Below are 12745 nucleotides of genomic sequence, written 5' to 3'. Positions count from 1 at the left end.
ACAACCGACGCAGTGATCAATGGAGAAACGATAGACACCGTGCCTGCGAAAAATCGCTTCACATCGCGTCTCTTGAGCCTCCAAATGCTGTTCCTGCTGGCGGGGTCCGCGGCCCTTTTCGGTGGCACCGAAACGGCGCGCGCCGATTTCCGCGTCTGCAACGGAACGCAGAACCTCGTTGGCGTCGCAATCGGCTATCGGGCTCAGGAAGGCTGGATATCCGAAGGGTGGTGGCAGATTCCCGCCACGTCCTGCGCCACGCTCATCGAAGGCCAGCTCCAGTCGCGCTTCTATTACCTCTACGCCGAGGATGCCGCCCGCGGTGGACGCTGGGCCGGCAACATCAACATGTGCGTCGCCGACAACGAGTTCAAAATCGTCGGCGTCAACGACTGCGTCGCACGCGGCTACCAGCGCATGGAATTCAAGGAATACGATACGGGACGACAGGGCAGCTGGATGGTTCAGCTTTCCGACACGCCAGCCCCGCCCGCATCGCCGACGACCGTACCCAACGCGACACCTGACAGCACGGAAGGCACCAGCCAATGAGACGCCAGCGCAAAGTCAAGATCCTGGCGACGCTCGGTCCGGCCTCCTCCGACGAGGCCATGATCCGCAAGCTTCATGAGGCGGGTGCAGACCTGTTCCGCATCAATATGAGCCATGCCAGCCACGAGATCATGCGCGATCTCATCGGCCGCATCCGCAACGTCGAAAAGGAAGTCGGTCGCCCGATCGGCATTCTTTGCGACATCCAGGGGCCCAAGCTGCGCGTTGGCAAGTTTGCCGAAGGCAAGGTTCAGCTGTCGGCCGGCGATACGTTCACCCTCGACGACAAGCCCGAGCCTGGCGACGCGACGCGGGTGCAACTGCCGCACAAGGAAATCCTGGAAGCCGTTCAGGTCGGGCACCGGCTCCTGATCGATGATGGCCGCCTGCAGCTCGAAGCGGTCAAGGTGGACGGCAAGTCTATCGTCACTAAGGTGATCTCTGGCACGCACATCTCGGACCGTAAGGGCGTCAGCCTGCCGGATACTACGCTCGCCACCGGTGCGCTCACGGAAAAGGACCGCAAGGATATCGATGCGGCGATCGCCACCGAAGAGGTGGACTGGATTGCGCTGTCCTTCATCCAGCGGCCGGAAGACGTCGCCGAAGTGCGCAAGATCGTGCGCGGCCGGGCAGGCCTCATGTCCAAGATCGAGAAGCCGCAGGCGCTGGAGCGGATCGACGAGATCATCGAACTCTCGGACGCCCTGATGGTGGCGCGTGGCGATCTCGGCGTCGAAATGCCGATCGAAGCCGTGCCCGGTATCCAGAAGCAGCTGACACGCGCCTGCCGCAAGGCCGGCAAGCCGGTCGTCGTCGCGACCCAGATGCTCGAATCGATGATTTCGGCTCCGGTGCCGACCCGCGCAGAAGTGTCGGACGTCGCAACCGCAGTCTTTGAAGGTGCCGATGCGGTGATGCTGTCGGCGGAATCGGCTGCCGGCGATTATCCGGTCGAAGCCGTGTCCACCATGGCCGCCATTGCCCGCAAGGTCGAAAAGGACCCGAACTATTCGGGCATCATCTACGCGCAGCGCCCGCAGCCCGAACCGACCGGCGCCGATGCAATCTCGCTTGCCGCGCGACAGATCGCCGAAACGCTGAACCTCGCTGCGATCGTCTGCTACACATCTTCTGGCACCACCGGGCTGCGCGCCTCCCGCGAGCGGCCGCAGACGCCGATCCTGGCGCTGTCACCGGTCATCCAGACCGCGCGTCGCCTGTCGGTCTGCTGGGGCCTGCACTGCGTGGTGACGGAAGATGCCCACGATCTAGACGACATGGTCGATCGTGCTTGCCGCATCACCCACAGGGAAGGCTTTGGCTCCGCGGGCGACCGCGTGATCGTGACCGCAGGCGTCCCGCTGGGCACACCCGGCGCGACCAACATGCTGCGCATCGCCTATATCTCGTCCGACGGGCAGTCGGCCGTTTGAACATGAACGTCGAAAGCAACTTCGCTTCGCTCAATTGCTTTCTAAGTTTCTGATTTGGCGCGTTTCCGAACGGTGAACCGATAGCCACTTCACCTGGAAACGCTTAGCCACAAACCTCCGCATCATCGGCGATGCGCCCTTCGAGGGCGCGCGCCATCGCCTGCAGGTCTGCCTGGCCGCCTGCCAGTTTCTCGATGGCTGCGATGGCGATGTCCCGGGCGACATAGTCTGGCTTGTGGCCGAGATTGTTGATCTCGACGAGTTCGGAGTTCGAAAGATCGCGCGCGAGCCCCTGCGAATGGATTTCCGGTAGAACGATCTCGTCACGATTGCCGGTGATGACGACGGCCGGCACAGTGATCTCCGGGTAGCGAGGCGAGATCCGCTCCACGTAGTCCTTCAGATTGGCGACATCGGTTGAATTGGCACGGAAAGCCTTCGGCCTCAGCACCAGTTGCGGCCCCGTCAACTCCACATAATCGGACGGCATGGGATTCGGGGCGAAGACGCAGGCGGCCGAGGACACGACGCGTGCCGATCCCACCGGCAGCGCAACGACATTGCTGAAAAGAGGGCCGATCACCGGTGCACGGGCGACCGAATAGAACCAGGCGACCCCGCCAGGCCAAGGATGGGTCGCGGGCGCGAGAAAGAGCAGGCCACCCGTGCGCTCCGGATATTGAAGCGCAAAGCTCGCCGCAATCGCCGAGCCGAAGGAATGGGCAACGATGAGGGCATTGTCGATGCCAAGCTTCGCCATCAGGCCGGCGACCATGTCCGCTTGACCATCGGGATTGGAATTGGAGGCAGTGCCGCGCTCCGAATAACCGTGGCCGGGCCGGTCGACGAACAGCATCTCGGCGCGGCCCTTCAGCGGGTCGCCGAAGGCAACCAACTGGTCACGCAGATTGCCGCTCGCGCCATGCAGGAAGACGAGAGGAGGGAGATCGGCCTGTGGCCCTGCGGGAATGTGAACCGCATGCAGCCGAACCCCGTCGACCTCGTGGAACGTCCCGATCGGCGGAAAGCGAGCCTCGATCTGGCGCGATTGGTAAGCCGTGTAGCCGGCCAGAAGAGCAAGCACGGCGGCAAGAACGAGAACGACGATGATCATGGGACGCATAAGCTGAGGGTTCGATTGGAATGAGCGGGAGGCGGGCGACAGTCGTCGATGACGGGCACTGGTGACGGCAGTAGACCTATACGTCCGCCGCGCCGGTTTGGTTGCGCCGCCCGCTCCCTCTCATCCTCAATCGCTGATTTTCAGCACGATCTTGCCGATATGGCTGCTGCCTTCCATGCGGCGATGGGCTTCCACCACATCGGCAAACGGAATGACGCTGTCCATCACCGGTGCAACGCGGCGGCTTGTCAGCAGCGGCCAGACTTTTTCCATGAGCTCCGCCGCAAGCTTCCCCTTGAAGCCGCTGTCGCGCGCGCGCAGCGTGGAGCCGGTATGGACCAGCCGCTTCATCATCAGCTTGGAGAAATCAGCCTCGGCTTTACGCCCATTGAGGAAAGCGATCTGCACCACGCGCCCCTCGATGGCCGCCGCGTCGTAGTTGCGGCCGATATAGTCGCCCCCGACCATGTCCAGGATCACGTTCACGCCTTCGCCATCGGTCAGGGTCTTGACCGCCTGCACGAAATCTTCCTCGCGGTAGTTGATGGCGTGGTCGGCGCCAAGCTCGAGACAGGCGCGGTATTTGTCGTCCGAGCCCGCGGTCGCGTAGACGGTCGCGCCGAACGCCTTGGCAAGCTGGATGGCGGTCGTGCCGATCCCGGACGTGCCGCCATGCACCAGAAAGGATTCCCCGGCCTGCAATCCCCCCCGTTGGAAGACATTGTGCCAGACGGTGAAATAGGTCTCGGGCAGGGCGGCTGCCTGTTCCATGGAAAAGCCGTCCGGCACGGGAAGCACGCTGTCCTGATGTGCCGCGCAACGTTCGGCATATCCGCCGCCTGTCACCAGAGCGCAAACCCGATCCCCGACCGACCAGCGCGTGACGGCGTCGCCGAGCGCGACGATCTCACCGGCGACCTCGAGCCCCGGAATATCGGAGGCGCCAGCCGGTGGTGGATAGGCGCCTTGCCGCTGCAGGCAGTCGGGCCGGTTGACGCCGGCGGCCTTGACGGCAATCAGCACCTCGTCGGGCTTCAGGGCCGGAACAGGGCGCTCGGCAAGCTTGAGAACTTCCGGACCGCCCGGCTGGCTGATCTCCACGGCGCGCATCGTCTCGGGCATGGCTTTTCCATTTCTGTTTTTCGTCACGGGGTTATACTGGCTCGGTCCGCCGAGGGCGAGCGATCCTCGCATTCGGTCCAAGCGTGAAGCGTAAGGAGTGATGAGCCGATGGCCATTTTCGATGACATGCCGCCGACGCGCAAACCCGTTCATGAGATCGGCGCCGATCTGGCGCTTCTTTCCGCCGACGAGCTGCGGCAACGCATCGATGCGCTGCGCAGCGAGATTGCGCGGCTGGAAGAGGAAATCGAGATGAAGACATCCAGCAAGGCGGCGGCAGAGCGGTTTTTTCGCTGATGGAGATCGCTCGGATTCTCGAAAAGAGGCAGGGGGCCCGGCCCATTAACCAGGCATTAACGGTTAATAGTGTTTAATGTTCATGTCCGGAGCTTCTGGACGATTGCAGACTGACTGCTGGTCACTCTGTTTGACGCCTCCCTGTTAAACTCTCGAGAGCCGCTTTTGCGGCTCTTTTTTTTCGTCGCAGGAAGGGACGGCGCATTTGCCGCACATGTGGACATTAACCCTTTCTTAAGAACGATCTTGCGCAAAGCCCTGTCGACGTACCATTCTGCGGGTAGAGATCGATCACCCCATGACGGCGGAACGGAACCTGATTCTGCCTGGAGTGTTACAGCATTCAAGAATGCGACGGCCATGATGTGCCGACGCGACACAGCCTGCAGGCGAGAACCGCAGAATGCGGCACGGCGGGTCAACTGATATCGAGGCGGAATTCGAACATGAGCGAAACGTCCAGCAACATGATCAGCTTTGCCGGTCACATGGCGACGTCCAACCCATTCAAGACACTGTATGCCGACGGCATGGGTCTGGTGGAAGAAACGGCAAGCTATCTCGATGGTCCGGGTCGCATTGCATCCAAGGACCTGCCGCGTCTTGCGTCCATACTCTACGCGGCGGAGTCCATGCGGCTGACAACGCGTTTGATGCAGCTTGCTTCGTGGCTTCTGCTGCAGCGCGCGGTCAACAACGGCGAGATGAGCCGCGACCAGGTTATGTCCGAGAAGAACAAGGTGCGGATCGACAGCTTCACCATCGATGCCAACGCGCCGGGCTGGGACGATCTTCCCGAGCAGTTCCGCGACCTCGTAGCTCGTTCGCTGCGTCTTCAGGCACGCGTTGCGCTGCTTGATCGCGAAATCTACCGGCCCGAAGTGATGCCGGCATTCGCCGATAACGAGAACAGCGTGAAGGCACAGCTTTCATTGCTGCAGACGGCATTCGGCCACCACTGACACGCCTCTTCGGAAGGAGAGAAACTGCCGTTCTCTCCTTCTCTTGACTGCGACTGCAACCACCGTCGAAACGAAAAAAGCCCGGTCTCGTGACCGGGCTTTTTGTTGATCTCCTGAGAAATCGAAACTTAGAGGCCGAGGCCTTCGAAGCGCTTCTTGAACTTGGAAAGACGGCCGCCGCGGTCCATGAGCTGCTGGCCACCACCGGTCCAGGCCGGGTGCGACTTCGGGTCGATCTCGAGGTTCATCGTATCGCCTTCCGAACCCCAGGTGGAGCGCGTCATGTATTCGGTGCCGTCCGTCATGACGACTTTGATGGTGTGGTAGTTGGGATGAATGTCGGCTTTCATCGTCCTGGCTTCCTGACTGCTTGGCGAGCCGCCGTGACGAAATAGGCGTTGCGTCAAATCGGCTCAAATGGGAAATGAAAGCGCCGCCATTAAGGCTCGCAGCTTCCTAATTTGTTGGCGAGCCTATACAGGAAGGGCAAATCGATAACAAGAGCCCCGGGGGAAAATGGGGCCGGGCGGGAGTAGGAGAGCTAAAGCGTGGCGGAAACGGCCCCTAGCGTGAACAAGAGGCGCTCGCTGCGACCGCTTGCGAGATTGCTGCCCTATGTGCTGGCCTATCGCGGGCTGGTCGCCGGCGCTTTGATCTTTCTCGTTCTCGCCGCGAGCATGACGCTGACCTTGCCGCTGGCTGTCCGTCGCATGATCGACCACGGCTTCTCCGAATCCGATGCCGGCTTCATCGAAACCTACTTCATCATGCTCCTGGTGATCGCGGTGCTGCTCGCGCTGGCGAGCGCCTTTCGCTACTATTTCGTCATCACCCTTGGCGAGCGGGTCGTCTCCGACCTTCGCCGCGATGTCTTTTCGCATGTGACGAGCCTCTCTGCCGGCTTCTACGACGTTAATCAGTCTGGCGAGATCGTTTCGCGCCTGACAGCGGACACCACACAGATCAAATCGACGGTCGGCGCGACGGCATCGCTGGCGCTCCGCAACATGATCCTGTGCATCGGTGCTATCGGCATGATGATCGTCACGAGCCCGGGCCTGTCGAGCCTGGTGCTGGCCGCAATTCCGCTGATCGTGTTCCCGATCGTGGCTTTCGGCCGCGCCGTGCGCCGCCGCTCGCGCGCTGCCCAGGATACGCTCGCTAACGCCATGGCCTATGCGAGCGAGACGATCGGCGCGACCCGCACCGTTCAGTCCTACAACAACGAACCGACCGCCAACGGCCTGTTTTCCCACGCGATCGAAACAGCTTTCACCGCAGCGCGCGACGCCGTGCGCGCGCGCGCCGTGCTGACCGGCTTTGCGATCTGCATGGCATTCGGGAGCGTCGTCGCCGTCTTGTGGTTCGGCGCGCAGCGCGTGCTCGACGGCACGATGTCGCCAGGCACGCTGAGCCAATTTCTTCTCTATTCGCTGTTTGCCGCTGGTGCGCTCGCAGCCTTGTCCGAGGTCTGGAGCGAGATCTCTCAAGCCGCCGGCGCCGCCGAGCGCCTGTCGGAACTGCTGGACGAGGTGCCCGAGATCCGGGCGCCGGCCAACCCCATCGTGATGCCGGTGCCCCCGGTGGGCGCCATCGAGTTCGATCACATCGCCTTCGCCTATCCCGCGCGCGACGACATGCCGGTGCTCGATGATTTCGATCTTCAGGTGAAACCCGGGGAGAGCGTTGCCGTCGTCGGCCCTTCAGGAGCGGGCAAGAGCACGCTTTTCGCGTTGCTGCTGCGCTTCTACGACCCGGTGTCGGGCACGGTGCGCATCGATGGCGTCGACATCGCCAAGGCCGACCCAGCCGAAGTCCGTGCGCGCATCGCGATCGTGCCGCAGGACGTGACGATCTTCCAGGGCACGGTGCGCGACAACATCGCGTTTGGCCGGCCGGGTGCCAGCGAGGGAGATATCCTGGCGGCGGCAAAGGCAGCGCACGCGGATATCTTCGTGGCCGCGCTGCCCGACGGCTACGACACGATGGTGGGCGAGCGCGGTATCACGCTCTCCGGTGGACAGCGCCAGCGCATCGCGATTGCCCGCGCCATTCTCAAGGATGCGCCGATCCTCATTCTCGACGAGGCCACCTCCGCGCTCGATGCCGAAAGCGAGCAACTGGTGCAACAGGCCTTGGAGCGGCTGATGAAGGGCCGCACGACGCTCGTCATCGCGCACCGGCTCGCCACCGTGCTTAAGGCGGATCGCATCGTCGTCATGGATCGCGGACGCATCGTGGAAGAGGGCACGCACCGCACTCTGGTGGAGCGCAACGGCGTCTATGCGCGGCTGGCGCGCCTGCAGTTCGATCACGGGCAGACCGAATTCATCCAGGCGGCGAAGTAAGCTCGCTCACATCGCAACGCTAGCTTATCAGCGCTCCGTCAGCTTCAGCTCGATGCGCCGGTTGGTGGCGCGCGCTTCCGGGCTGTCGCCTTCCGCGATCGGCTGGAATTCGCCGAAGCCCGCCGCAACCAGCCGCTCGGCTGGGACACCCTGCGAAATCAGGTATTTGACGACCGAGGTCGCGCGGGCCGACGAAAGCTCCCAATTGTCCACATACCGGCCGGTGCCGGATAAGGGCACATTGTCCGTGTGGCCATCGACGCGCAGCACCCAGTTGATGTCGGACGGGATCTCGCGTGCGAGCTCCAGCACGGCCGTCGCCAGTTCACCCATCTGATCGATGCCCTCCGGATTGAGTTCGGCACCACCGGAAGGGAACAGCACTTCCGACTGGAAAACGAAGCGGTCGCCGACAATCCGGATGTTTTCGCGGTCGGACAGGATCTCCCGCAGACGGCCGAAAAAGTCGGAGCGGTATCGGTTCAGCTCCTGCACACGCTGCGCAAGCGCAACGTTCAGGCGACGGCCGAGATCGGCAATCTGCGTCTGCGCTTCCGCGTCACGCGCTTCGGAAACGTCGAGCGCGCCTTCCAGAGCCGCGATCTGGCTGCGCAGGGCGGAAATCTGCTGGTTCAGCAGTTCGACTTGGTTCAGAGCGCGCTGGCTGACCTGCCGCTCGTCGGCGAGCGTGCCCTCCAGCATGCCGATTTGTGCTTCGGCTTCGGAGGAGACGCCCTGATTGCTGCTAAGCAGTTCGCGCAGACGTGATTGCTCCTGCTCGGATTGGGCAAGCGACGCACGCAGATTGGCGAGCGCATCCTCGGCGTCCTGACCGACGGCCTGTTCGAGCGCCAGCAACTGAGTGAGCTCGTTGATCTGGCTGTTCAGCCGGTTCAGAACCTCGTCCTGGCCTGAAATCTCGCGGCTGAGCAGAAACTGGGCCAGCACGAAGACGGACAGCAGGAACATGATGGCGAGCAGCAGGGTCGACAGGGCGTCGACGAAACCCGGCCAGTAATCGACGGACCGCTCCCGCCGCCTGTTGCGCGCCAAGGCCATGGATCAGCCTTCTTTCCGAGGGCGGTCGGGATCGATGCGCGTCGAGATCTGCTCCAGCGTCTCGCGCAGCGCGCGCGTTTCCCGCTGCTGTGCCTCAATCCAGTCGCGCAGCATCTGCTGCTCGGACCGCATGTTCTTCACCAGCCCCTGGATCCCTTCGGCCAGATTGGCCATGGCGGTGGTGGAGCGCTGCGACATGCCGTTTTCCTGCGACATGGCCTGCAGCCGTTCCGAGAGCAGCCGAAGCTCTTCCGTCGAACCCGTGCCGCGCCCAATCTCGTTGACGATCGTTTCGGAATCCATGTCCGTCACAGTCGAGAGCCAGTTTTCCAGCTCCGTGTAGAACCGGTTCTGCGCGCGCCCTGCCTGCAGGTCGAGGAAGCCGAGGATCAGCGAACCCGACAGGCCGAAGAGCGAGGACGAGAATGCCGTGCCCATGCCGCCGAGCGGAGCGCTGAGGCCTGCCTTCAGGGAAGCCAGAATATCATTCGTGTCGCCTGACCCAGGATCCAGCGACTGGATCGTGTTATTGATCGAGCCGATGGTGCCGAGAAGGCCCCAGAACGTACCGAGCAGGCCGAGAAAGACGAGAAGACCGATCAGATAGCGCGAGGTATCGCGGGATTCGTCGAGACGCGTTGCGATGGAATCGAGGATGGATCGCAGCGACGAGGTGGAAAGCGCCATCTCCTGGCGGCGCCCGATCAGCGCGCGCATCGGCGCAAGAAGCACCGGCTCACGGCCCGCCTTTTCGGCACTGCCGGCCGCACGGAACGAGTTCACCCAACGCACTTCGGGGCGAAGCCGCAGCACCTGGTTGAAGGCGAGCAGGACGCCGATCAGCAGCACGCCGAAGATCAGGCCATTGAGGCCGGGATTGGTCACGAAAGCCGATTGGATCTGCCGATAGAGGATCGCCGCCAGAAAACCGACGATGATCAGGAAGATCAGCATGCTCCAGAAGAAGACGAGCGGGCTCGATAATTTATGCGGATCGGCGCCGGTGCCGTCGTCGGAAATGCCCCAGCCCGAGAATTTCAATCCTGCCATGAAAAGCAGCTCCAATCGTCATAGTGTCGGACAGTAACCGAGAATCAAGACGGAAAGAAAGCCGCGGTGTGCCGGAAGATTAACCGCCGATTGCAGGAGCAGGGCGGTGCACCACGTCCTTCAGCGCCTTGTGGATGTACTCGTTGCCGGCGAGAACCGTTCCGCTCTCGAACATCCGGTTGCCGCCTTCGAGGTCGGTGACGTAGCCCCCGGCCTCGCGCACCAGAAGCATGCCGGCTGCGATGTCCCAGGCAGCGATGTTCTTTTCCCAATAGGCGTCGAACCGTCCTGCAGCCGTATAGGCAAGGTCGAGTGCTGCGGAGCCGGTGCGGCGAACGCCGGCGACTTCGCCCATGACATTGCGCAACTCCACGAGGAACTTGCCGTGGTGGCCGCGGCCGAGATGCGGAATGCCGGTCGCAACGACGGAATCCGACAGCTTCTTGCGGGCCGCAACGCGCAGGCGACGATCGTTGAGGAACGCGCCACCGCCGCGTTCTGCCGTGAAGAGCTCGTCCATCGCCGGGTTGAAGATCACGGCGCCGACGATCTCGCCATTGCGCTCCAGCGCAATCGAGACCGCGAAGAACGGAATTCCGTGCAGGAAGTTCGTCGTGCCATCCAGCGGATCGACGATCCAGCGATGCGCACCGTCGGTGCCCTTCGTCTCGCCGCCTTCCTCACCGAGGAAATCGTAGGTCGGGCGGGCACGCAGAAGCTCGGAGTGAATGATCTCTTCGGCCTTGCGGTCGGCCTGGCTGACATAGTCGCCCGGGCCTTTGAGCGAAACCTGCAGATTCTGCACTTCGCCGAAGTCTCGCGACAGAGACCGCCCGGCCTTCATTGCGGCCTGGACCATGACGTTCAAGAGGGCGGAGCGGGCCATCGGGAAAGCTTTCGGGAAGAGGAGTGGGCGGCCTGATCAGTCGGCGCGGCGGATATAAGTGATCTCGTTGGTATCGACCAGGATGCGCTCGCCGGACTCGATGAAGGGCGGCACCATGACGCGCACGCCGTTTTCCATGACGGCCGGCTTGTAGGACGACGCCGCCGTCTGGCCCTTCACGACCGGATCGGCCTCGACGATCGCCAAGACCACCTGATCCGGCAGCGAGATGCCGATCGGCTTGTCTTCGTACAGTTCGACGGTCACCATCATGCCGTCCTGCAGGAAGGCGGCGCGATCGCCGACGAAATCCTTCTGCAGTTCCAACTGCTCGTAGGTTTCGTTGTCCATGAACACGAGCATGTCGCCCTGCTCATAGAGGAACTGGAAGTCCTTCTGCTCCAGGCGCACGCGCTCGACCGTTTCGGAAGCGCGGAACCGCTCGTTGAGCTTGGTGCCGTCGAGGAGGTTCTTCAGTTCGACCTGGTTGAAGGCGCCGCCTTTGCCTGGCTTGACCGCGTTGGTCTTCACCGCGGCCCAGAGGCTGCCATTGTGCTCGATGACGTTACCGGGACGGATTTCGTTGCCGTTGATCTTCATGAGTCTTTTCCGTTGACATCTGGACGACCGGAAGACGTCGGATGGGTCCGATTGCGATCGCTCAGAGCGCGCTTTCCGGGATTGCGCGCCTCAAGACCACAAATGCGGCCGGCTTTCAAGCCCGTGCCGGTCGGAGCGCAGTCTCGGGGGCGGAGCGCTCAGCCCAGAAAGCGGTTTGCTGCTTCGATCGCCTGGCGCTGTTCCTCGTCGGTCAGGCCGCGAAAGAAGTCGTCGAGCACCGGATCGTTATAGCCCGCCCGCCGCGACAGCACGTACCAGCGACCGGCCGCGACCGGGTCGGGGCGGGTGCCGATCGCGTTGATGTAGAGATGCGCCAGGCGGTTCTGGGCAACCACATTACCGCGATTGGCTGCGATCTGCATCCAGCGGAACCCTTCCTCGTAATCGACATCGCCGCCGATACCGTCGATCAGCCAGATGGCGAGATCGAGCTGGGCGGTGTCGAAGCCGGAAGCGGCAGCGCGCGCCAGCCAGTCGCGGGCCGTATCACGCTGCGCTTCATCGAGATCCCGGGCATTCACATAGATCTGCGACAGCGCGTATTGCGCGTCTGCCACGCCCGCAGCCGCCGAGCGTTCGAAGTAGGGCATTGCCGCGATCAGTCCCGCCTGACCCCGCTGCTGATCGACGAGAAGCTGGCCGTAGTTGAACGATGCCATGGGATGCCCGGCGTCCGCCGCTTGCTTCATCAACTCCCGGCCGCGCTCGGGATCGGCTTCAGTGTGGCGCCCCGCCAGAAGCATCATCGCGTATTTGAACTGAGCTTCGCGATCGCCGCCGGCAGCAGCCTGCCCATACCAGAACGCAGCCTGTTCGAGATCGCGCGGGACGGCAAAGCCTTCGGAAAAGAGCTCCGCCACCAGCGTCTGCGCGGCCGCGTCGCCATCTCCGGCCAGCGGAAGCGCCATGTCCATGGCGGTCAGATAATAGCCCCGCTGAAAAGCGGCATAAGCCTTGGCGGGTGTCGGATCGGTCATAAAATCGGCCGGCAGGGCCGCGACGCTCGGTGCCGGCAGGATCGCGCCGCCGATAAGCCCGATGGGGCGCTGCTCGCCGGCAAGCCGTTCGATCAGGAAACCCGGTTCGCCGGGCTGGAGGTCGGTTTCGCCATTGCCGAGGAGACGGTCCGTGGTCGGCGCCGCCTGCGTGTCCTCAGCCGGCGGAGCCCCTTCGGCGTCTTGCGCCGATGCCTGTCCAAGGCCAAGGGCAGCAACCAGCGACAGGGCAACAAGCGCCGCAATCCCGCGTCGTTCGGCTCGATCGATCCTTGGCGTTCCGACATGCCCCAT

Annotated in this window: 13 protein-coding genes; 5 read left to right on the top strand and 8 right to left on the bottom strand. The window is 62.9% G+C overall.

Features of this window, described 5'->3' with window-relative positions; translation table 11 throughout:
* Positions 1-84 precede the first annotated feature (84 nt).
* Positions 85-552: a DUF1036 domain-containing protein gene (locus PU133_RS18120; RefSeq protein ID WP_126013615.1), complete on the top strand. Its 468-nt coding sequence runs from the start codon at positions 85-87 to the stop codon at positions 550-552.
* Positions 549-1988, top strand: a complete 1440-nt coding sequence (pyk, locus tag PU133_RS18115; protein ID WP_126011843.1) for a pyruvate kinase — start codon at positions 549-551, stop codon at positions 1986-1988. Before PU133_RS18120 ends, pyk begins: the two co-directional genes overlap by 4 nt.
* 103 nt (positions 1989-2091) lie before the next feature.
* Here pyk and PU133_RS18110 read toward each other — a convergent pair whose 3' ends face one another.
* Both PU133_RS18110 and PU133_RS18105 read right to left on the bottom strand, forming a co-directional pair.
* Complete coding sequence (locus tag PU133_RS18110; RefSeq protein WP_404862811.1) at positions 2092-3111, bottom strand: alpha/beta fold hydrolase; 1020 nt, start codon at positions 3109-3111, stop codon at positions 2092-2094.
* Between the two features lie 126 nt (positions 3112-3237).
* Positions 3238-4233 (bottom strand): NAD(P)H-quinone oxidoreductase, encoded by a 996-nt coding sequence (locus PU133_RS18105; RefSeq protein ID WP_404862810.1) that lies wholly within the window; start codon positions 4231-4233, stop codon positions 3238-3240.
* Between the two features lie 108 nt (positions 4234-4341).
* Here PU133_RS18105 and PU133_RS18100 point away from each other — a divergent pair, with 108 nt between their 5' ends.
* Together PU133_RS18100 and PU133_RS18095 are read left to right on the top strand one after the other, a co-directional pair.
* The gene (locus tag PU133_RS18100) at positions 4342-4530 is read left to right on the top strand and encodes a DUF1192 domain-containing protein (RefSeq protein ID WP_404862809.1); all 189 of its coding nucleotides are present in this window, start codon (positions 4342-4344) and stop codon (positions 4528-4530) included.
* A 446-nt stretch (positions 4531-4976) separates the two neighbouring features.
* On the top strand, positions 4977-5492 hold the full coding sequence (locus PU133_RS18095; protein ID WP_126011837.1) for a DUF1465 family protein: 516 nt from the start codon (positions 4977-4979) through the stop codon (positions 5490-5492).
* Between the two features lie 128 nt (positions 5493-5620).
* Here PU133_RS18095 and rpmE read toward each other — a convergent pair whose 3' ends face one another.
* Positions 5621-5842 (bottom strand): 50S ribosomal protein L31, encoded by a 222-nt coding sequence (gene rpmE / locus PU133_RS18090; protein ID WP_404862808.1) that lies wholly within the window; start codon positions 5840-5842, stop codon positions 5621-5623.
* A gap of 219 nt (positions 5843-6061) precedes the next feature.
* Between rpmE and PU133_RS18085 the strand changes: the two genes are divergently transcribed.
* Positions 6062-7840 (top strand): ABC transporter transmembrane domain-containing protein, encoded by a 1779-nt coding sequence (locus tag PU133_RS18085; RefSeq protein ID WP_404862807.1) that lies wholly within the window; start codon positions 6062-6064, stop codon positions 7838-7840.
* A 27-nt stretch (positions 7841-7867) separates the two neighbouring features.
* Here PU133_RS18085 and PU133_RS18080 read toward each other — a convergent pair whose 3' ends face one another.
* The 5 genes from PU133_RS18080 to PU133_RS18060 all read right to left on the bottom strand — a co-directional run bounded on the left by PU133_RS18080 (position 7868) and on the right by PU133_RS18060 (position 12745).
* A complete protein-coding gene (locus PU133_RS18080; RefSeq protein ID WP_404862806.1) occupies positions 7868-8899 on the bottom strand; it encodes a peptidoglycan -binding protein in 1032 nt (343 codons plus the stop codon).
* A 3-nt stretch (positions 8900-8902) separates the two neighbouring features.
* On the bottom strand, positions 8903-9949 hold the full coding sequence (locus tag PU133_RS18075) for a flagellar motor protein MotA (RefSeq protein ID WP_404862805.1): 1047 nt from the start codon (positions 9947-9949) through the stop codon (positions 8903-8905).
* Positions 9950-10028: 79 nt separating this feature from the next.
* Complete coding sequence (locus tag PU133_RS18070; protein ID WP_126011827.1) at positions 10029-10835, bottom strand: inositol monophosphatase family protein; 807 nt, start codon at positions 10833-10835, stop codon at positions 10029-10031.
* 36 nt (positions 10836-10871) lie between these two features.
* Entirely contained in the window at positions 10872-11435 is a 564-nt protein-coding gene (efp, locus tag PU133_RS18065; RefSeq protein WP_126011825.1) for an elongation factor P, read from the bottom strand.
* A gap of 158 nt (positions 11436-11593) precedes the next feature.
* The gene (locus tag PU133_RS18060) at positions 11594-12745 is read right to left on the bottom strand and encodes a tetratricopeptide repeat protein (protein ID WP_404862804.1); all 1152 of its coding nucleotides are present in this window, start codon (positions 12743-12745) and stop codon (positions 11594-11596) included.

The sequence above is a fragment of the Georhizobium sp. MAB10 genome, assembly GCF_045012825.1.
In the GTDB taxonomy this organism is placed as follows: domain Bacteria; phylum Pseudomonadota; class Alphaproteobacteria; order Rhizobiales; family Rhizobiaceae; genus Georhizobium; species Georhizobium profundi.
Note: the sequence above shows the minus strand (reverse complement) of the source record. Positions and strands in the feature narration are given on the sequence as shown.